The sequence below is a fragment of the Hymenobacter mellowenesis genome, assembly GCF_030581005.1.
Taxonomy (GTDB): domain Bacteria; phylum Bacteroidota; class Bacteroidia; order Cytophagales; family Hymenobacteraceae; genus Hymenobacter; species Hymenobacter mellowenesis.
Map to the genome: position 1 here is coordinate 1 of NZ_JAUQSX010000003.1, position 18,451 is coordinate 18,451.

At 59.8% G+C, this 18,451-nt stretch carries 17 protein-coding genes; 10 read left to right on the top strand and 7 right to left on the bottom strand.

The features are described 5' to 3' along the window. Positions 1-98 precede the first annotated feature (98 nt). The 4 genes from Q5H92_RS06500 to Q5H92_RS06515 all read right to left on the bottom strand — a co-directional run bounded on the left by Q5H92_RS06500 (position 99) and on the right by Q5H92_RS06515 (position 3,472). Positions 99-593, bottom strand: coding sequence for a hypothetical protein (locus Q5H92_RS06500; protein WP_305010690.1), 495 nt, complete (start codon positions 591-593; stop codon positions 99-101). An 83-nt stretch (positions 594-676) separates the two neighbouring features. Continuing rightward, entirely contained in the window at positions 677-1,657 is a 981-nt protein-coding gene (gene argC / locus Q5H92_RS06505; RefSeq protein WP_305010691.1) for an N-acetyl-gamma-glutamyl-phosphate reductase, read from the bottom strand. Next, complete coding sequence (gene argG, locus Q5H92_RS06510) at positions 1,647-2,837, bottom strand: argininosuccinate synthase (protein ID WP_305010692.1); 1,191 nt, start codon at positions 2,835-2,837, stop codon at positions 1,647-1,649. The genes argC and argG overlap by 11 nt, the downstream gene beginning before the upstream one ends. A gap of 2 nt (positions 2,838-2,839) precedes the next feature. Next, a complete protein-coding gene (locus tag Q5H92_RS06515) occupies positions 2,840-3,472 on the bottom strand; it encodes a GNAT family N-acetyltransferase (protein ID WP_305010693.1) in 633 nt (210 codons plus the stop codon). A gap of 343 nt (positions 3,473-3,815) precedes the next feature. On the opposite strand from Q5H92_RS06515, the gene argB reads away from it, so the two are divergent. After that, positions 3,816-4,676 (top strand): acetylglutamate kinase, encoded by an 861-nt coding sequence (gene argB, locus Q5H92_RS06520; protein WP_305010694.1) that lies wholly within the window; start codon positions 3,816-3,818, stop codon positions 4,674-4,676. Beyond that, positions 4,664-5,731 carry a M20 family metallo-hydrolase gene (locus Q5H92_RS06525; protein WP_305010695.1) on the top strand — a complete coding sequence of 356 codons (1,068 nt, stop codon included), beginning with the start codon at positions 4,664-4,666 and terminating at the stop codon, positions 5,729-5,731. Before argB ends, Q5H92_RS06525 begins: the two co-directional genes overlap by 13 nt. Before the next feature lie 156 nt (positions 5,732-5,887). Here Q5H92_RS06525 and Q5H92_RS06530 read toward each other — a convergent pair whose 3' ends face one another. Next, the gene (locus Q5H92_RS06530; RefSeq protein ID WP_305010696.1) at positions 5,888-6,352 is read right to left on the bottom strand and encodes a VOC family protein; all 465 of its coding nucleotides are present in this window, start codon (positions 6,350-6,352) and stop codon (positions 5,888-5,890) included. Between the two features lie 170 nt (positions 6,353-6,522). Between Q5H92_RS06530 and argH the strand changes: the two genes are divergently transcribed. Beyond that, positions 6,523-7,836, top strand: a complete 1,314-nt coding sequence (gene argH, locus Q5H92_RS06535) for an argininosuccinate lyase (protein WP_305010697.1) — start codon at positions 6,523-6,525, stop codon at positions 7,834-7,836. 58 nt (positions 7,837-7,894) lie between these two features. On the opposite strand, the gene Q5H92_RS06540 is transcribed toward argH, so the two are convergent. Further along, positions 7,895-8,311 carry an EamA family transporter gene (locus Q5H92_RS06540; RefSeq protein ID WP_305010698.1) on the bottom strand — a complete coding sequence of 139 codons (417 nt, stop codon included), beginning with the start codon at positions 8,309-8,311 and terminating at the stop codon, positions 7,895-7,897. 228 nt (positions 8,312-8,539) lie between these two features. Between Q5H92_RS06540 and Q5H92_RS06545 the strand changes: the two genes are divergently transcribed. From Q5H92_RS06545 to Q5H92_RS06575, 7 genes are all read left to right on the top strand, one after another. Next, positions 8,540-9,541: a Kelch repeat-containing protein gene (locus tag Q5H92_RS06545; RefSeq protein ID WP_305010699.1), complete on the top strand. Its 1,002-nt coding sequence runs from the start codon at positions 8,540-8,542 to the stop codon at positions 9,539-9,541. Beyond that, positions 9,531-10,874: a DUF4270 family protein gene (locus Q5H92_RS06550; RefSeq protein ID WP_305010700.1), complete on the top strand. Its 1,344-nt coding sequence runs from the start codon at positions 9,531-9,533 to the stop codon at positions 10,872-10,874. Before Q5H92_RS06545 ends, Q5H92_RS06550 begins: the two co-directional genes overlap by 11 nt. 217 nt (positions 10,875-11,091) lie before the next feature. Further along, positions 11,092-11,808, top strand: a complete 717-nt coding sequence (locus tag Q5H92_RS06555; protein ID WP_305010701.1) for a PD-(D/E)XK nuclease-like domain-containing protein — start codon at positions 11,092-11,094, stop codon at positions 11,806-11,808. 276 nt (positions 11,809-12,084) lie between these two features. Next, a complete protein-coding gene (locus tag Q5H92_RS06560; protein ID WP_305010702.1) occupies positions 12,085-14,553 on the top strand; it encodes a T9SS type A sorting domain-containing protein in 2,469 nt (822 codons plus the stop codon). A 110-nt stretch (positions 14,554-14,663) separates the two neighbouring features. Next, on the top strand, positions 14,664-15,257 hold the full coding sequence (locus tag Q5H92_RS06565) for a TetR/AcrR family transcriptional regulator (RefSeq protein ID WP_305010703.1): 594 nt from the start codon (positions 14,664-14,666) through the stop codon (positions 15,255-15,257). Positions 15,258-15,307: 50 nt separating this feature from the next. Beyond that, positions 15,308-16,234 (top strand): alpha/beta fold hydrolase, encoded by a 927-nt coding sequence (locus Q5H92_RS06570; RefSeq protein ID WP_305010704.1) that lies wholly within the window; start codon positions 15,308-15,310, stop codon positions 16,232-16,234. 72 nt (positions 16,235-16,306) lie between these two features. Further along, on the top strand, positions 16,307-17,245 hold the full coding sequence (locus Q5H92_RS06575; RefSeq protein ID WP_305010705.1) for an NmrA family NAD(P)-binding protein: 939 nt from the start codon (positions 16,307-16,309) through the stop codon (positions 17,243-17,245). A 157-nt stretch (positions 17,246-17,402) separates the two neighbouring features. On the opposite strand, the gene Q5H92_RS06580 is transcribed toward Q5H92_RS06575, so the two are convergent. Next, complete coding sequence (locus Q5H92_RS06580; protein ID WP_305010706.1) at positions 17,403-18,422, bottom strand: J domain-containing protein; 1,020 nt, start codon at positions 18,420-18,422, stop codon at positions 17,403-17,405. Between the last annotated feature and the right edge of the window lie 29 nt (positions 18,423-18,451).

The window sequence follows — 18,451 nt, forward strand, 5'->3', positions numbered from 1 at the left end:
CGCAACGCCCGCACAATTGAGTAGTCAATATCATAGTAGCGTATACGGCAATCACTACCCTTTAGACCACCGCCAAAAATTTTAAACAGAGGGCCTGTTCAATGCCAGCGAGGGCGCACGACAATAGTATGCCAAGTAACAGACGCTACTTTTGGATTAGAAGAGACTGATAGAGTAATGTCAAAATCATCATCTCCGTAATAACTCCATACTACACCTTTTACGTTTTTCTGACCAATATATTTCATCTTATAAGCTGCGAGTCTCGTCTTTATCGCGTTGAAAGCAAAACTATTAATTGTTGAGTATGAAATGGTTGTAACATTGCTAGAACCACGGCTTTCATACACTAGCGCGGCTAACCGTTTCTTGTGTGCATCCTGAAAAAACCAACTAGTTGAATAATATAATGAGTCTGCAATGGTTGCACTTTTACCAAAGTGCCATTTATGCTCTATCGTCAACCATTCTGAATTATCACCTTCACTTCTACTTCGCAGCCAAAACAGTTGGTCAAGCGTTAGAACCTGCGCTTTTACGGACGGGGAAAGTAATAGACATAGTAGCGCAAAGCTGCTAAGCAGGGGCTTCATTTAGGAATAGGAAAACGGGTGGCCAGAAATAGTAGGGTAGGTATTACTCAACGAAGTGGTAGAAATGCTTCGACAATTCTGGTTTAAAAAAACGAAGCCTTACTCATCAGTCCTGTCGTTTCCGGCAGCCCAAACAGTAAATTCATATTCTGCACCGCCTGGCCCGAAGCACCCTTCACCAGATTATCAATAACAGAGGTAATGAGCAGCTGCTTGCCCTGCTTCTGCACGTGCAGCAGACATTTGTTGGTGTTCACCACCTGCTTGAGGTGAATTTCCTTGTCCGATACCGTGGTGAACGGCGCGTCGGCGTAAAACTGCCGGTACAGCGCCCGCGCCTCGTCCTGCGTCAAATCCGACGGCGTGTAGACGCTGGCGAAAATGCCTCGCGAGAAATTGCCGCGGTAGGGGATGAAGTGCATCTCGGCCTCCGACTGCGGCTGCAACTGCGCCAGGCTCTCGCCGATTTCGCCAAGGTGCTGGTGCGTGAAGGGCTTGTAGATGGATACGTTGTTGGTGCGCCACGAGAAGTGTACCGTTTCCGCCAGGCTCTGGCCCGCGCCGGTCGAGCCGGTGATGGCCGAGACGTGGATGTCTTCGGTGAGCTTGCCGGCTTTCGCCAGCGGCAGCAGCGCCAGCTGAATGGCCGTGGCGAAGCAGCCCGGGTTGGCAATGCTCTGGGCCTGCTGGATGCGGCTTTTGTTCAGCTCCGGCAGGCCGTATACAAACTCGCGGCCTTCAAATTCGGCATCCGCGTTTAGGCGGAAGTCGTTGCTCAGGTCGATGATGTGCGTGGTTCCGGGCAGGGTGTTTTTTTGGAGCCACGCTTTGGAATTGCCGTGGCCTAAGCACAGAAATACTACGTCCTCGTCACCTGCCAATTCGGAGGTGAAAACCAACTCGGTTTCGCCCACCAGGTCGTCGTGCACCTGGTGCACGGGGTTGCCCGCGTTCGAGGAGCTGACGATGCCGCCCAGCTCCACAAATTCGTGGTGCAGCAGAATGCGGATGAGCTCGCCGGCCGTGTAGCCGGCGCCGCCTACGATGCCGGCCTTAATTTTCATCGTGCAGGCTGGCGCTAATTTTCAGCTGGTTGCCGAAAATCTTGATGAAACCACGGGCATCGCGGGCATCCCAGGCGTTGTTTTCCTCGCCGTAGGTCGCCACTTTCGACTGCATCATATCATACTTGGATTCCACACCGAGTAGGTCGAACTGGTATGGCTTGAGTTGCACGAAAACCTTGCCCGAAACGTGATTCTGCGACGATTCCAGGAAGGCTTCCATATCGCGCATCACCGGGTCGAGGTATTGGGCTTCATGTAGCAAGGTGCCGTACCAGTTGGCGATGTAATCCTTGTGCAGCAGCTGCCAGCGGGTGCTGGTGTGCTTCTCCAGCAGGTGGTGCGCCTTGATGAGCATGAGCGGCGCTGGGGCTTCGAAACCCACGCGGCCTTTGATGCCCAGAATGGTATCGCCCACGTGCGTGTCACGACCGATGGCGAAGGCCGAACCTAACTCGTTCAGCTTCTGAATCAGCGCCACCGGGTCCAGCTTTTCGCCATTCAGGGCCACGGGCTCACCTTTCTCGAAGGTGATTTCCACGCGCTCCGAATCCTGCCGCTGCAATTGCGACGGGTAGGCGCTTTCGGGCAGAGCCTCGTGCGAAGTCAGCGTTTCGACGCCGCCCACGCTGGTGCCCCAGATGCCTTTGTTGATGGAATATTTCGCCTTTTCCCAGCTCATTTCGAAGCCCTGTTTTTGCAGGTACTCAATCTCGGCCTGGCGCGACAGTTTCAGGTCGCGGATAGGAGTGAGAATCTCCGTTTTGGGCGCAATCACCGCGAAAGCCACATCGAAACGCACCTGGTCGTTGCCGGCGCCGGTGCTGCCGTGCACGATGTAATCAGCCTCGTTGGCGCGGGCGTATTCGGCAATGGCCAGCGACTGAAACATGCGCTCGGCGCTGACGCTCAGCGGGTAAGTGTCGTTTTTCAGCACGTTGCCGAACAGCAGGTAGCGCAGGCAGTCGTGGTAGAAACGCGTGGTCACGTCAATTACTTCGTGCTTCACCGAGCCCAATTCATAGGCGCGCTTTTCGATGGCGGCCAATTCCTCCGCCGTAAAGCCGCCGGAATTAACAATTACCGTGTGGACTTCCAAATCAAGCTCGCGCGACAGATACACGGCGCAAAACGAGGTGTCGAGGCCGCCGCTATAGGCGAGAATGGCTTTTTTCTTCATTATTACAGTGCAGAATTGATTTCAGAAGGAGTGGGGGCGGGGGCGGTGCCAATGGGCAGCGGTGGCGTGATATGTGCCGCGAAATCGGGTACCTGAACCTGTACCAGCTGCTTCTCCGGCGTGTCGTAGAGCATACCGGTGCAAAGGCACATTTTGCGCTCATTCTCCATCAGGATGCTGTAGTTTTTGCAGCTTTTGCAGCCTTTCCAGAAGTCTTCGCTGGTGGTGAGCTCCGAGAAGGTGACGGGCTCGTAGCCGAGGTCGGTGTTGATTTTCATCACGGCCAGGCTGGTCGTGATGCCGAAAATCTTGGCCTGCGGGTACTTCGTGCGCGACAAGTCGAACACGGCCTGCTTGATGGCCCGGCCCACGCCGCCCTTGCGGATTTCGGCGTTCACAATCAGGCCCGAGTTGACGACAAATGTCTTGTCGTCAAACGTTTCGATGTAGCAGAAACCCGCCAGCTCTTCATCGACGAAAGCGATAATGCCATCGCCGCTGGCCATTTTCTGGGCCACGTAGGCCGGCTCGCGCTTGGCGATGCCAGTGCCTCGCGTTTTGGCCGACTCGACGTACCATTGGCATAATTGTTCAGCGTACTGTGCGTCCGCTTCCGTTGCAACCCGAATTGTCATTGTTGATTTAGAAGAACTTAGGGATAGATACGCGGCTTCTGTCCATCCGCTGTGTACGGATGTTGGGGAAGAAAGCCCAAACCTGTCTGTAAGTTGAGCGGATACTGGCCCGGCTCAAAGGGCTGGCCCAGAGGCCAACATGCGGCTGCTGAAGCCGCTAGGGTCGTCGCACCAGAGCGCAAGTCGTTTGGCACACGCCGGCCACGCTCGGCCGGGTGGCCAGCGCATGCATCGAAGACGTGGAAACGGGGAGGGTCATGGCGAAAATCAAGTCGATTCGGCGCTTTAACGAAGCAGCGAACCAAGTGGTTCAATTCTGCCGCAAAGGTAAAAGCCCCTACTTTTGCTCACAACATTTCCCGCATTATTTTTGAATGAAGCGCTGGTAGCCTCCGGCTGTGCGCGATTAGGTGAAGCAGTGATGAAGCCCGAATTACACGTGTTTAAAATAGGCGGCGGTATAATTGACAACGATTCCGATTTATTGGAATTCGTGCGGCTGTTTTCCGAAATAAGCGGCCCGAAAATTCTCGTGCACGGCGGCGGCAAAGGTGCCAGCGAGATGATGAAGAGTCTGGGCATTGCGCCGCGCATGGTAAATGGCCGCCGAATTACCGACGCTGCCACGCTGGATTTGGTGACCATGTTCTACGCGGGCAAAACCAACAAGCAAATTGTGGTGGCGCTGCAAAGCCGCGGCGTCAACGCCTTGGGCCTCAGTGGAGCCGATGCCAATGTAATTCAGGCAGTGAAACGCCCGGTGCGCGAAATTGATTATGGTTTCGTTGGGGACTTGAGCGAAGCCAGCGTGAATAGCAACTTGATTCATCAGTTTCTGAGCCTCGGCTTGACGCCGGTTTTCTGCCCAATTAACCACGACGGCCATGGCCAATTATTAAATACCAACGCGGATACTATTGCTGCTTCGGTTGCCAAAGCATTGAGTGCGCAATATGCAGTGTCGTTGCATTTCTGCTTTGAGAAAAGAGGTGTGCTGGCCGATGTTGCTGATGATAATTCAGTAATTACCGGAATTAATCTGGCGAATTACGGCGAATTAAAAGAAAGCGGAATTATTGCCGATGGCATGTTGCCAAAATTAGAGAATGCCTTTGATGCGCTGCAGTTCGGAGTCGATAAGGTAATTATTGAACATGCCCTGCACATCAATGAGGAACTGAAAACTACGTTATGTCTGACCTGATAACACGGTTGTGCGACGAAGCCATTGAGTTATTAATCCGGCTCATTAAAACACCTTCGTTGTCCCGCGAAGAAGCCTGTACGGCCGTGCTGATTGAGGAATTTCTGGTGGCACACGGCGTGGCGGCAAAACGGCGTGCTCATAATGTATGGGCGGTTTCTCAGCATTTCGACGTGGGCAAGCCCACCATTCTGCTCAATTCACACCATGACACCGTGAAGGCCGGCGCGGGCTGGAAATACGACCCGTTTGGGGCCGTTCTGGAAGGTGAAAAACTGGTTGGGCTCGGCAGCAATGATGCGGGCGCTTCGGCTGTGAGTCTGCTGGCTACATTCCTGTATTTTCAGGATAAGGCTAATCCGTTCAATATAATTTGCGCTATCACGGCAGAAGAGGAAATTTCGGGTGCAAATGGCATCCGTCGTGTTCTGCCAGAATTCGGTAAAATCGACCTAGGAATTGTAGGCGAACCGACGGGCATGAACCTCGCCATCGCCGAAAAAGGCCTGATTGTGCTGGACTGCACGGCCCACGGCAAAACCGGCCACGCGGCCCGCGACGAAGGCGAAAATGCCCTCTATAAGGCAATGGATGATATTCAGTGGCTTCGCGGCTTTCAGTTTCCAAAAGTTTCGCCGCTGCTGGGGCCGGTGAAAACGACCGTGACGCAGATAAGCGCGGGCACTCAGCATAATGTGGTGCCCGACCGCTGCCAGTTCGTGATTGATGTGCGCACGAATGAGCTGTACCAGAATCAGGAAATTGTTGATTTTCTCTGCGAAAAATTGCAGTCGGAAATTACGCCGCGGTCCACGCATTTAAATTCCTCCCGTATCAGCGAAACTCATCCTATGATTCGCAAAGGATTGGCAATGGGGAAAATAGCCTACGGTTCGCCCACGCTGTCGGACCAATCGATGATGCCGTTTGAAACCGTGAAAATAGGCCCGGGCGAAAGTGCCCGCTCACACACGCCAGATGAGTTTATTCTCTTGAGCGAAATACGAGCGGGCATTCGGGATTATATCGAATTATTGAGCGGGCTGGAGTTATAGCCGGATGCTAGATGCTCGCAGATAGGTAAAACGTTATGCTGAGCGTAGCCTAAGCATCTCTACTGCAAGTGTAAAGCCTTTCGATTTAAATAGTTGCGCGGCAGATATGCTTCGGCTACGTTCATCATGACGTTCTTAATTGTATCGCATTATCAATCAGGCATTCTCTAGCGTGGCAATATCGAATTTATGCATCTGCATCATGGCGGCCATTTTGCGTTTCATGAGCTCGGGGTCGTTGGTGCTGAGCAGCTTGTTGATGTTGGCCGGCGTGATTTGCCACGACACGCCGAAGGGGTCTTTGAGCCAGCCGCAGTCGCCCGGCTGGCCGCCGTTGGCGGTAAGTTTTTCCCATAGCTCGTCGATTTCAGTCTGATTTTCGCAGCTGACCGACAGCGAGATGCCCGTGGTAAAGGTGAAATAAGGGCCGCCATTCAGGGCTACATATTTCTGGCCGGCCAGTTCAAATTCAACCGTCATGACGGTCCCGACGGGCATGTGGGTGCCTTCCACGTAATACGTGGTATTGAGAATAGCGGAATCCTTGAACAGGCTGACGTAGAGCTTGGCGGCGGCTTCGGCCTGGTCGTTGAAGGTGAGGAAGGTGGTGATTTTTTGCATGGCTTTGTTTGAGTGGTAAGGTTGTTCAAAAGTAGCGTTTTGGCAGAGCCGATAGGTAGGATGATTACGGCAACTTGCGGGGGCATTTGCGCCAGTTTGTTGGGGCCTGAACTTGGAATTGGGCTGGTAGCCGGCGGGCAACTATTAGGGGCGGCGCTACCTTTGCTGGCATGAAAATCTGGGAAAAAGGCATTGCCGTTGATAAGAAAATTGAGCAGTTCACGGTGGGGCACGACCGGGAGCTGGACCTTTATCTGGCCAAATTCGACGTGCAGGCCTCCAAAGCACAAGCCAATATGCTGGCCAAGGTGGGCCTGCTCAGCGACGCCGAGAACCAGCAACTGCAGCAGGGGCTGGCTGAACTGACCGCCGAGATTGAAGCCGGTAGCTTCACCATTGGGGAAGAGTTTGAGGACGTACACTCCAAAATTGAGTATTACCTGACCGAGAAGTTCGGCGACGCCGGTAAAAAAATTCACACGGCCCGCTCGCGCAACGACCAGGTGCTAACGGCCATTCAGTTGTTCATCAAGGACTACACCGAGCGCACGGCGGCCCGGATGCTGGCGCTGGCTGAGGTGCTGCTGCGCAAGGCCGAGGCGCACAAAAATGACTTGCTGCCGGGCTACACGCACTTTCAGGCGGCTATGCCAAGCAGCTTTGGGCTGTGGTTTTCGGCTTATGCCGAGCATCTGCTGCTGGATTTGGCGCTGTTTGAGGCGGCGCATACCGTGGCTGACCAGAACCCGCTGGGTTCGGGCGCGGGCTTCGGCAGCAGCTTCCCGATTGACCGTGAAATGACGACCCGGGAAATGAGTTTCGGCAACGTGGCGGTGAGCAGCGTGGGCGCCCAGATGCTGCGCGGCAAAACCGAGAAAACGCTGGCATTTGCCATTGCCGGCGCCGCGGGCACGCTGGGTAAGCTGGCGTATGATTTGGTGATGTACAACAGCCAGGATTTGGGCTTCGTGACGCTGCCGAAGGAGTTTACGACGGGCTCGAGCATCATGCCGCACAAGAAAAACCCCGACGTGTTTGAGCTCGTGCGCGGCCACGCCAACCGCCTGCAGGCGCTGCCCAACGACATTATCCTGGCCACCAGCAACCTGCCCAGCGGCTACCACCGCGACTTTCAGCTGCTGAAGGAGCTCCTGTTTGGGCCCATGATGCAGTTCGCCGATTTGCTGGACATGCTGCTGTTTGCGCTGCCCGAAATCAAGATTAAGCCCGGCGTGATTGAGCAGGCGAAATACGACCCGATTTTCTCAGTAGAAAATATTAATCAATTAATTATCGCCGGCGTGCCGTTTCGGGATGCGTACCAGCAGGTGGGCCGCGCCGTGGAGGACGGCAGCTACGCGCCGCACCGCGAGTTTCAGACCACGCACCTGGGCAGCATTCACCACCTGGGGCTGGCCGAAATTGCCAGGAAAGTGGCGCGGTGGAAGGAGCAGAGCACCTTGTTCAGAATAGAGGCTGCCTAGAGCATGTCGGATGCGAAATAGGCACGGGCGGCCCGATTATTCGGGCTGCCCGTTTCTTTTAAGCCCACACCAGCACCACGGTACCCGCCAGAATGAGCCCCGCGCCGAGGGCGCCCCGCGCGGAAATAGATTCACCTAAAAAGACTACGGCTAGAAGCAGCGACAGCGCCACGCTCAGTTTGTCGACGGGCGCCACTTTGGTGACCGGCCCCAACTGGAGGGCGCGGAAGTAGCACAGCCACGAGGCCCCCGTGGCCAGGCCCGAGAGCACCAGAAACAGCCAAGTGCGCTGCGTGAGAGCGGGCAGCCCGGCCGTGGCCCCCCGCGCGATGGCAATGCCCCAGGCCAGCACCAGGATGACCACCGTACGAATGGCGGTGGCCAGGTCGGAATTGACGCCTTTGATGCCGATTTTGGCGAAAATGGCGGTGAGGGCGGCGAAGACGGCGGACAGCAGGGCGTAGGGAAGCCACATGGCGAAGGGGGGAGGGGAAAAGCGGGTGAAAGGCGAAAAGCCGGTTTCAGCCAGTACGCCAGGATTTGGAAACCGGCTACGAAGGTGCCGGGTTGGTCGATGTTAGTTGGGGGGTTGAGGGGCTGAAAGCGTGGTTTGGGACGAAACAGGGGAGGCAGCGGCGGCGGGGTTGCAACTGAAAAGCGCGGCAGCGGCCTCCTCTGGACATATTTCACCATCCATTTCCGTATGAAAAAAACACGCTTACTGGCAGCCCTGCTGCTCGTGCTCACGGCCGCTTTCAGCAGCTGCACCAAAGAGGATACCGACGTCGACTACGTGGTGGGGGCCTGGTATTCGCACTCGCAATTTGAGGGGCTGGCCCGCAACGGCGCGGTGAGCTTCGTGCTCAACGGCAAGGCCTACGTGGGCCTCGGCACTGACGGCACCGACAAGTTTACCGACTTCTGGGAGTACACGCCTGGCACCAATACCTGGCGGCAACGGGCGTCGTTCCCGGGCGTGGGGCGCTACTTCGCGGTGGGCTTCGCAGCCAACGGCAAAGGCTACGTGGGCACCGGCTACGACGGCCTGAACCGCCTCAAGGACTTCTGGGAATTCGACCCCACCGCCAACACTTGGACCCAGAAGGCCGACTTTGGCGGCAGCGCCCGCTACAGCGCGGTGGCCTTCGCCCTCAACGACAAAGGCTACGTGGGCACCGGCTACGACGGCAACTACAAGAAGGATTTCTGGCAGTACGACCCCCTGACCGATGCCTGGACGCAGAAGCCCAGCTTCGGCGGCAACAAGCGCCTGGGCGCCGTGGCTTTCGTGGCCAACAACCAAGGCTACATCTGCACCGGCCTTAACAACGGCATTTACGAAACCGACAACTGGAGCTACAACCCCGCCACCGAAACCTGGACCGAGCACCGCAAGCTGGAAGGCGTGGACACCAACGGCACGGGCTACGACTTCAGCGCCGTGCCGCGGGCCTACGCGGTGGCCTTCACCATCGGCAACAACGCCTACGTGACCTTGGGCAACAAAGACACCGCGCTGCTGAGCTGCTGGGCCTACAGCCCGACGGACGACAACTGGTACCAAAAAACTGATTTTGTGGGGTCCAGCCGCATTTCGGCCGTGGGCTTCGCACTGGGCAACGCGGGCTACGTGACGCTGGGTGCCAGCGGCAGCACTCGCTACGACGACCTTTGGACTTTGGAACCCGATGCCGATGTGGACTAAGGCGCTGGCTAACCACGTTGCGCGCTGGCTGCGGGCTGGGCACTGGCTGCTTGGCCTGCTGGGGCTGCTATGGGCCTGCGCCGCCTGCGACCCCGTGGGCAACATCACCCTGGATGCCCCCGTCGCCGCCTCGGCCAGCAACGCCTATTACGTGGACACGCTGACGGTGCGCGTGGCCACCGTGTGGCACGATTCGGTGCTGACCTCGGGCGGCGACAACCTGCTGGTGGGCCGCTACCACGACCCGCGCCTCGGCACCATCACGGCCCGCAGCTACTTTCAGGTGGGCCTGGGCGGCACCTACAGCCCCGCCCTAGACGAGGTGTATGACTCCCTGGTGCTGGTGCTCAAGCCCGACGGCTACCGCTACGGCGACACCACCCAGCTGCAAAATCTGGAAGTGCACCGCCTGCGCGATGCCCTGGTGGCGACGAAAAACTACTACGCCTTCAGCCAGCTGAACTACGATGCGGCCCTGCTCAACCAAGGCCGCAGCACCCGGCCGCTGGCGGCCCGGCTCAGCGTGCGCAACCTGCGCCTGCGCCTGGCCGACGCCCTGGGCCGCGAGCTGCTGGCGGCTGGTCTGGCCGGCAGCCTCACCACCGACGCCGAGCTGACCAACCGCCTGGCCGGCCTGGTGCTCACGCCCGGCGCCGCCGACGATGCCGCCCTGTTGCGCACCCAGGTGAGCACCGAGGGCGGCGCGCTCAACCTCTACACGCACTCGCCCACCGACCCGGCCACCGTCATCACCAAAGCCTTCACGCTGGCTGCGGGCAGCAAGCATTTTTATCAGGTGACGGCCGACCGCACCGGCACGCTGCTGGCGCCGCTCAGCACCTCGCTGCAGGCGCTCGATGTGGCCCGCACGGCACAGGAAGCCTACATTGACGGGGCGCTGGGCCTGCAAACCAAAATCGAAATCCCGTACCTGGCCGATTTGCGCAGCTTCGGTACGCGGCTCACCATCGTGCAGGCCACCGTGAGCCTGGAGGTGGTGCCCGGCTCGGCCACGCGCTACCTGGCGCCACCCGCCTCGCTGGCCGCCTACCTGAGCACCCGGGCCAACCAGCAGGGCGCGGCCCTGGGCAGCAGCACCGCGACGGCGCTGGCCATTCCGTACCAGAGCGGCATCTCGAATCTGACCGGCCTCGAAACCAGCGGCTACGCGGTGCCCGTCACCGACTATTGCCAGGCCGTCGTCGACCGCACCCTCGACAACTACGGCCTGCTGCTGGCCACCGCCTCGGCCAGCCCCGAGCGGGTAGTGCTTGGTGGCCCGAAGCGCGCCGAAAACCGGCTCAAGCTCGGGCTATATTTTCTGACGCATTAGTTCGGTGCGGTCGGTTGGCTGGCAGTAAGAAGACTCATTTAATAAAGAACGTCATGTCGAGCTTGCCGAGACATGACGTTCTTTTTTTACACTGATTGACCATACGCCTCAAGGGGCCAAACAAAAAGCAGGGGCTGGTTGCTGTTTTGCGGCAGCCAGCCTTTTTCTTGTGGGTGCCTCGCTGTCACCAAAAGCGGGGTTTTGCTGTTTAAGGCCTATGCCCACTCTATCTGCTCCGCGTCCCGACCTGCTGCGCCTCGACTACGACACCTACCGCGCTCTGCCCGCGGTGGCCAATTCTGACCTCTCGCGCCTGCGCGATGCCCTTGATGGCCGCCCCCCGCGCACCCAAAGCACCTCCAACGACGGTGCCCTAAGCTTCGGCACCGCCTTCCACACGGCCCTGCTCGAACCCGGCGACTACGTTCCCGGCCAGCCCGGCCTGAATGACACTCTGGTGTGGTGGCTGGTAGAAGGCGTGAAAATGGACACCCGTCTGAACGAGCTGCTCACCCTGGGCCGCCCCGAAATGAGTGCCCTCTTCACCGAGCCCGAAACCGATACGCTCTGCAAGCTGCGCGCCGACCTCGTCGTAGACCACCCCGAGCAGCCTTTCACCATCATCGATTTCAAAACCACCAATGCCCGCGACGCCGACCATTTCCTCTGGCAATGCTCGGCCTACGACTACGACCGCCAGGCCGCCTTCTACACCGATGCCCTGCGCGCCGAACGGTTCCTGTTAGTAGGGGTGCAAAAAGTAGAGCCCTTCGGCGTGTTCACCATCGAGGTGAGCGAGCAGATGCTGGCCGAGGGCCGCCAGAAATACCAGCGGCTGTTGCGCCTGTTCAAAGCCCCCGCCACCGCGCCCGCCTTCCGGGCCGAGGCCGTGCAGGCGGCCGTGGATGCGCTGGGCCTGAGCGGCGAAGAGTAGCGGTGCTTGGCTGCAAGCTTAACTTTCAAACATCGCAACATATCATTTGGGGCATATTCACTGCCAATGGCAATGAATTGTGCTTTAAGGGAATTTATTTTTATTATAAATGAATAGCATTTGCTTTGTTTATAATAAATATGACTTAATGGGTTAAAATATTGTAATTTTGCTCAAATTATATGATTTTTTATAGTATGCCTGTTTAAAATGGTTACTTTTGTGTAGTCGGTATTATCGACATAGTACAATAATATCCATCTTAACAAGCTTGCTATGCAAACTAAATCTATTCTCAAATGGCTAACGGTGCTAAGTGTTGGCTTTCTGACATTGCCGGCCCAGGCCCAGTACGTATTTACAGATGCGAACCTCGGGGCCTACACACAGGACTTTGACGCGTTAGCGGGGACCAAGAACATTTTTACCAGTAACTCGTCGGCCTTTCCCGGGGTGTACGCGCGGTTTACGCTGGATAATTATCCCGGCGAGTACGAATCATCGACGCGGGGCACGGGGGCCCAGGCCAAACTCGGGCCCGACGACGGCTCGGAAGGCCCGCAAACCGCTTCCAGCGTGGATGCCGACGGCACGCCGCACGGGGCTGCCTGGTACCACTTCGGCACCGCCGGAGCCTCTGACCGGGCGCTGGGCGGCATTGCTTCTACCACAGTCACTTCGGGCAAGGGCTACGTGGGCTTCCGCCTGCGGAATTCCTCCACGAAAACCATTGTGAACCTGGAAGTGCAGTACGCCATGGAGCAGTGGTACAATTCGAGCCAGACGCAGGCGGCCACCGTGGCGGTGGAGTACCAGAAAAGCGCCAGCCCTGGGACTATTACGAGCGTGATTTCGGGCACCTGGACGCCCATCAATGAGCTGGATGTGCCGGCACCTTCTACTTCTACCTCCATCGCGCCCCGCAACGGCAACGCCGCTGCCAATCGCCGCGTGAAAAAAACCACGCTGGTAGACATTAATCTGGCCGCCGGCCAGGAAATCATGATTCGCTTTGGCTACGTGTTCAACTCGGGCACCAACGGCAACGGACTGAGCATCGACAATGTGGTGATTACGCCCGAAACTAACGTGTTTTACTCGGCAAGCACGGGCAATTTAAACCAGACGGCCACCTGGGGCACCAGCACCAACGGCACCGGCACGCCACCGGCCAGCTTCACCGCCGACAACCAGGTGTTCTACATACAGAGCCCCAAGAACACCGACGGCACCGCCACCTTGACGTTTACGGACCGAATCGGTGCTGGCAATACCTGGACGGTGAGCGGTGCCAACTCGAAAATTGTGGTGGGCACCACCACGTCGCCGGCTGTTCTGCGCGTTTCGTCAAACAGCAATATCAGCGGGACCATCGACGTGGGACTGGGCTCTTATTTATACAACAACCGCCCGGCTTCGCCGGCCTTTACGCTTGGCACGCTGGCCGCCACCAGCACTGTGGAATTCAATAGCGGCGGGGTGCCCTTCACAGTGCCCGCCAACCAGTACGGCAACCTGAAAGCCACCGGCCAAAGCCCCTCCGACCCGGTTACCAGCCAGAAAACACTGGGTGGCAACCTGGTGGTGACCGGCACCATTGGCCTCGGCAACGACTCGAAGCTGGTACTGGGCAACTACGACCTGACCGTGCTGAGCAGCGGCACCTTCGGCACGGTTTCGGCCAATGCCTACGTCATCACCAACGGCACCGGCCGGCTGCGCATGCAGGTGCCCCGGGGCAGCAGCAGCAGCACGCCGGGCGCCCGAATCACGTTCCCGGTGGGCAGCGCGTCTTCTTACACGCCCATTTCGCTGCAGCAAACTTCCTCGGCCAGCGACGACGTATTCGAGGTGCGGGTGCTGGACAACGCCTTTACCAGCTACGACGCCACCACGTATGCCCCGGGCGCCACGCGCGTGACCAACGAAGTGGTGAACCGGACCTGGCTGGTGAGCAAGGAAGTGCCCACCAACCCGGCCACCGTGACCATGAAGCTGCAGTGGAACCTGGCCGATGCCACCACGTCTTTCGTGGCCACGCGCGCCCACATCAACCACTACACCGGTGGCAGTTGGGAAAGGTACTCGGGCGAGGTGGGCGCCGCCACCGGCACCGTGACCAACTCATTGGTCGCCACGCGCACGGGCATTACGAGCTTTTCGCCTTTCTCCGTATCGTCGCTGCTCAACGGGGCCCTGCCGGTGGAACTGACCACGTTTGCCGCCCGCCGGGCCGGCGATGCCGTGGCCTGCACCTGGAACACCGCTACCGAGAAAAACAGCCGCGATTTCACCGTTGAGCGCAGCCGCAACGGCTTCACCTTTGAGCGGTTGGGTGTGGTAGCTGCCGCCGGCAACAGCAGCAGCCCGCGCACCTACCGCTTCAGTGATGAGCGCCCGTTGGCCGGCCTGGCCTACTACCGCCTGCGCCAAACCGACCTCGATGGCACGGAGGCCTTCTCGTCCATCGTCGCCGTCAATGGCGCGGAGTCCTTCGCGGCGCCGGTGGTGGTGCCCAACCCCGGCACCGGCCGCTTTGCTGTCGTGAGCGGCGCCGGGGAACCCCTGGCGGGCCCGGCTGTGGTACGCAACGCGCTGGGCGCCGTGGTGCGTTGCCTTGCCGCCGCCGAAGCCGGCGATGCGCAAGCAGGCACCTTCGATTTGAGCGACCAGCCCGCTGGTTTGTACCTGGTGCAGGTACAAACCTCCGCTGGAACGCGCACCCTGCGCGTGGTGAAGAACTAACCCCCGCCCTTCGCAACTACAAAAAGCCCCTTCTCCGCATGGAGAAGGGGCTTTTTAATGAATGTTGAAAAACTTACTATTTAGTAAGTAAGTGGTATATTTGTGCCGTGATGACAAACCCGGTTTCTCAAGCTCCTCTTGTTCCCGACACCCGCACGCGCATCCTCGACCTGGCCGAGGTGTTGCTGCTGGAGCGTGGTTTCAATGCGTTCAGCTATCAGCACCTGGCCAAAGAGCTGGGCGTGAAGCCGGCCGCCATCCACTACCATTACCCCAGCAAAGACGACTTGGGCACGGCCTTGGTGGCCCGGCAGCTGCGGCGCCTACGCAAGTGGCGCGACCTGCCCCGCGTGACCGACCTGAAGCCGGAAGCGCAGTTTGAAGCGCTGCTGGCCGTGTATGACAATCACCTCGGCCACGAGCGCCGCGTGTGCCTGTTTGGAGCCCTGGCCGCCGATTTTCGCACCCTGCCGCCGGCTATGCAGGCCGAGCTCCGCACCTTCAACCGCGAGCTGACCGAGTGGCTGGCCCAGGTGCTGGCCGTGGGCCGGGCTACGGGCGGCCTGCGTTTCGTGGGCAGCCCGGCGGCCAAGGCCGCGCAGGTGCTCACCACCCTGGCCGGCGCGCTGCAAGTGGCCCGCGTGCACGACGAAACGCCTTTTCAGGTCATCGTGGGCCAGCTGCGGCTTGAGCTGCTGGCTTGAGCACCTGTCATTCTGAGCATTCTGCGATTAAACAAACATTCTCCAGCGTCATGACCAACACCTTCTCGCCCGCCCACGACTACTTCCCCCTCGAAGCTCCCCAGCAGGCTGCCGCGCCGCGGGTGCGCTACCCGTCGCCGCCGGCGGGGCTGCGGCTGCTGCGCGGGCAGCTGAAGGTGCTTTCGGTGGTGGCGCCCGGCCTGGCTTTTCGGCGGGCTTGGGAAGTGTTTTGCACGCCCCGCCGCCTGCCCCAAAAGGACTGGGAAGCACCCGCCCTGGCCGATGCCCGCCGTCGCACCGTCGTGGCCGGTACCGGCTCCGTAGCTGTGTATGAGTGGGGACCGGCCGCCGCGCCCGCCGTGCTGCTGGTGCACGGCTGGGAGCACCGGGCCAGTTTCTGGCGAGCCTGGGTGCAGCCGCTGCTGGCGGCCGGCTACCGCGTGGCGGCCCTGGACGGCCCCGCGAACGGCGCCTCGGCGGGGAAGATGGTGACGCTGATGAGCTTTGGCGGAGCCGTGCAGGCCGTGGTGGACACGCTGGGGGAAGTGCGCGCCATTGTGGCGCATTCGTTTGGGGCGGCTTCGGTGGCGGGCCTGCCGGTGCGGCTGCCGGCCGGCCGGCCCCTGCCGCGCCTCGTGATGCTGAGTGCGCCGGTGGGCCCGCGGGAAGTAGCCGGGCGCTTTGCCGATTTTCTGCATCTGCCGAAAACGTTCGTCGAGCAGTTTGCGCAGTACGTGCAGCAGGCAACCGGCCGCCCGGCCGAATCGTTCGGGGTAGCTGTAGCCGGGCCCACTGTCGGCACGGAGCGCGTGCTGGTGTTGCACGACGAGGACGACGAAATCATCCCCTTCGCCGAAGGCAGGCAAATTGCCACCGCCTGGCCCGGGGCGGTGCTACACGCCACCAAAGGACTGGGCCACAACCGGATTCTGCGCGACGCGGCCGTGGTGCAGGCCGGCGTCGACTTTATTGGATAAGAAATAGGAGCGGGCATCTTCGCTGCAGCGGGGCCGTAAGCAGCATAATTCATCCTGTTTAGCCCTGTTGTTTTGACCGAACCCAACGCTTCCGCTGCGCATTCCGAAACTTCCACCATTGTGCTGGCCGGCGCCACTGGCGACCTGGGCGTGCGCATTGCCCGGCACCTGGCGCAGCGTGGGGCCACGGTGCGGGCGCTGGTGCGCCTCGGCAAAACTGGCCCGGCCATGGCGGACTTGCGCGAGGCAGGCGCCACGGTGGTGGAAGTCGATTTTAACAGCGTAACGGCGTTGACGCGGGCCTGCGTCGGCGCCGACTGCGTGGTGTCGGCGCTTTCGGGGCTGCGCGACGTGATTGTCGACACCCAAAAGAGGCTGCTCGATGCGGCCGTGGCGGCGGAGGTGCCGCGCTTCATCCCGTCGGATTACTGCATCGATTACACCAAGCTGCCCGTCGGTAGCAACCGCAACCTCGACCTACGCCGTGAGTTCAACCAGCGGCTCGACCAGGCGCCTATTCAGGCCACGTCCATCCTCAACGGCATGTTCACCGATTTGCTGACGGGGCAGGCGCCAGTCATTTTGTTCGGGCCGAAACGGGTGGTGTACTGGGGCAGTGCCGACCAGCCGCTGGACTTCACCACCACCGAAAACACCGCCGAGTTCGCCGCCGCCGCCGCCCTCGACCCTAGCACCCCGCGCTACCTGCGCGTGGCCGGCGAAGTAGCCAGCATTCGGGACCTGCAACGGGCCGCCAGCGCCGCCACCGGCCAGCCATTCAAGCTGCTCTGGGCGGGCAGCGTGGGCGTGCTGGGCGCCCTCAGCAAGCTCACCAAAGCCCTGATGCCCGCCAGCGACGACGTATTTCCGCCCTGGCAGGGCATGCAGTACCTGCACAATATGTTCACCGGCCTGCCCAAGCTGGCACCGCTTGACAACGCCCGCTACCCAGAAATCCGGTGGACGTCGGTGCGCGAGGTATTGGCCACGCGTCCGCCGGCGGAGAAGTAGGTAAAAGGGGCTGAAAAAGGTCATGCACAGCGTGTAGGACGTCATGCTGAGCGCAGTCGGAGCATCTCTACCGCGCAACGCAATTAATTACTACAGCGGTAAAGATGCTTCACTGCGCTCAGCATGACGTTCTTTTACTCAGACCTCACCAGCAGCGCTAGATACTCGCCAGGCCCTCGCTGGCCAACTGGCGCAGCACGTCGCGCAGGCCCTCGGCTTCGGCCATGAGGCGGGCTACGTGCTGCACATACTCGGCCTCCGCCCGCAGGTCGCGCTTGAGCTTGCGTAGTTCCAACTCCTGTTTTTTGCCGGTGCCACTCAGCATGAAGCCCTGGGCGCCGTATTTCAGCTCGTTCATTTCCTGCTTGAGCTGCGTTTGCTGCTGAAGGAGCGCGCGGGTGTAGCGGGCCAGTACGTCGTCGGCCTCGGCATCGGCGGGGCCCGATTCGGCCAGCAGCTGCAGCAACGTGTAGAGGTCGTCGGCCTCGTAGGCCTCGGTGATGCGCTGCATCTGAGCCGTTTTGGCGGCTTGCTTTTCGGGGTCGCGCTCCAAGTCGGGGTGGTGGGTGCGGGCGAGTTGCCGGTAGATGGTTTTGGCGTTGGATTCCAGCTGCTTTTGGTCGGCCTGTGCTTCGGCTTCCTGTTGGCGCTGGGCTTTGGTTTTGCGGCGGGCGCGGGCCGCAGCGGCCGCTTGCTCGTGCGGTGGCAGGGTGGGGTCGGGCACGAATTCCGGCGCGGCTTTGGCGCCCGTGGCTTGGTGATTCGGCCCGGCCGCCTCGGCTGCCGGGCGGTGCCCGTGGGGCGCGTATTTGCGAATAATTGCTTCTTCTTCCTCCCCAAACCGGTCTTCCAAAGCCCGCGCATTGCCCAGAATAAGCTCCGTAATCTGCTGCTCCTCCAGATGGCTGAAGTAGCCGATGAGAAGGGCATCTTCCAGCAAGGGAAACAAGCTGCGCCGGGCGTCCACCACGGCCGTGGCGGCCGGGCCCACCTGCTGCCAATAGCGCCGCCGGGCTTCGGCCTGTTCAGCGCGCAGGTCGCGCAGCCGCTCACGCAGGTTTTCCACGTCCAGAATGGCCTGCCTGAAAGCCTGTTGTGCGGGCGAACCCGTCGGCTGCTCAGCTTGCCGTACGGGCACGGTGATGGGCGAGGGATGGGCAGAATCGGTTTTTTTCATGGATTACAAAGGTAGAGCCGCATCGGGCC

What these genes read in the sequence shown, in the direction of transcription:
- Q5H92_RS06500 (WP_305010690.1), bottom strand. Translation starts at nt 593, where the DNA reads ATGAAGCCCCTGCTTAGCAGCTTTGCGCTACTATGTCTATTACTTTCC.
- argC (WP_305010691.1), bottom strand. Translation starts at nt 1,657, where the DNA reads ATGAAAATTAAGGCCGGCATCGTAGGCGGCGCCGGCTACACGGCCGGC.
- argG (WP_305010692.1), bottom strand. Translation starts at nt 2,837, where the DNA reads ATGAAGAAAAAAGCCATTCTCGCCTATAGCGGCGGCCTCGACACCTCG.
- Q5H92_RS06515 (WP_305010693.1), bottom strand. Translation starts at nt 3,472, where the DNA reads ATGACAATTCGGGTTGCAACGGAAGCGGACGCACAGTACGCTGAACAA.
- Q5H92_RS06525 (WP_305010695.1), top strand. Translation starts at nt 4,664, where the DNA reads ATGTCTGACCTGATAACACGGTTGTGCGACGAAGCCATTGAGTTATTA.
- Q5H92_RS06530 (WP_305010696.1), bottom strand. Translation starts at nt 6,352, where the DNA reads ATGCAAAAAATCACCACCTTCCTCACCTTCAACGACCAGGCCGAAGCC.
- argH (WP_305010697.1), top strand. Translation starts at nt 6,523, where the DNA reads ATGAAAATCTGGGAAAAAGGCATTGCCGTTGATAAGAAAATTGAGCAG.
- Q5H92_RS06540 (WP_305010698.1), bottom strand. Translation starts at nt 8,311, where the DNA reads ATGTGGCTTCCCTACGCCCTGCTGTCCGCCGTCTTCGCCGCCCTCACC.
- Q5H92_RS06545 (WP_305010699.1), top strand. Translation starts at nt 8,540, where the DNA reads ATGAAAAAAACACGCTTACTGGCAGCCCTGCTGCTCGTGCTCACGGCC.
- Q5H92_RS06550 (WP_305010700.1), top strand. Translation starts at nt 9,531, where the DNA reads ATGTGGACTAAGGCGCTGGCTAACCACGTTGCGCGCTGGCTGCGGGCT.
- Q5H92_RS06555 (WP_305010701.1), top strand. Translation starts at nt 11,092, where the DNA reads ATGCCCACTCTATCTGCTCCGCGTCCCGACCTGCTGCGCCTCGACTAC.
- Q5H92_RS06560 (WP_305010702.1), top strand. Translation starts at nt 12,085, where the DNA reads ATGCAAACTAAATCTATTCTCAAATGGCTAACGGTGCTAAGTGTTGGC.
- Q5H92_RS06565 (WP_305010703.1), top strand. Translation starts at nt 14,664, where the DNA reads ATGACAAACCCGGTTTCTCAAGCTCCTCTTGTTCCCGACACCCGCACG.
- Q5H92_RS06570 (WP_305010704.1), top strand. Translation starts at nt 15,308, where the DNA reads ATGACCAACACCTTCTCGCCCGCCCACGACTACTTCCCCCTCGAAGCT.
- Q5H92_RS06580 (WP_305010706.1), bottom strand. Translation starts at nt 18,422, where the DNA reads ATGAAAAAAACCGATTCTGCCCATCCCTCGCCCATCACCGTGCCCGTA.